This is a genomic window from Oleiphilus sp. HI0128, from assembly GCF_001635365.1.
In genome coordinates this window covers 1-615 of sequence record NZ_LWGG01000094.1, presented here as the reverse complement: position 1 = coordinate 615, position 615 = coordinate 1, and the positions used below count along the sequence as shown (strand labels likewise).

Genomic DNA, 615 nt, shown 5'->3' with positions numbered 1-615 from the left:
TAAACTGTTTCACCAAGGAGACACTTTCAAGCTTACTACGCGTCATAACTCTGGATTTAAACAGAAATGCGCCTAAAGGCTTATCTCCCAAATACTGAAGCTGTCTTTCATAACCACTTAGCGTTGTTTTCGGAATAATACTGCGCGCTATCACCCATACTTCTCCGAAACAAAGCAGCTCAACTTCCCTGACCAGCGCTTTCTGACGCTCTCTCACTTTTAGTATCCGCCTCTCCTCAAGACTTGGTACAGCCCAGCCTTGATAAGTGACACGCACACTAAAGTTATTATTTGATGCTTCGATAAGCCTCTTGGTAAGTGAACCTTGATCAAAGACCCAGGAACCATATTGTTTAGGCACTTTCCAGTCGGGTATCCGCCGAGCGGCTGGCTTTAGCATCACATGCCCTTAACTGCGTAAATACCCGGCGCATTCCGCCAATAGCCTTGATAATCCATACCAAAACCAAAAACAAAACGATCCTCAACATTTAAACAAGTATAGTCAGCGAGCAGATCCTTGGTCGCCTTTCTGTCATGTTGCTTATCCAATAAAACCGTCGTCAGAACACGCGCTGCACCTTGCTGCCGACAATAATCCTGTACATGTAAGAG

At 45.2% G+C, this 615-nt stretch carries 1 protein-coding gene and 1 pseudogene; both read right to left on the bottom strand.

Going from position 1 to position 615, the window contains the following annotated elements:
* Positions 1-400, bottom strand: a 400-nt coding sequence (locus A3763_RS01205) for a chorismate lyase (protein ID WP_156494802.1), incomplete at its 3' end; no start/stop codon positions are given.
* Positions 400-615 (bottom strand): annotated as a pseudogene (locus A3763_RS27875) (hypoxanthine-guanine phosphoribosyltransferase); the annotation flags it as partial. The pseudogene A3763_RS27875 and the gene A3763_RS01205, both read right to left, overlap by 1 nt.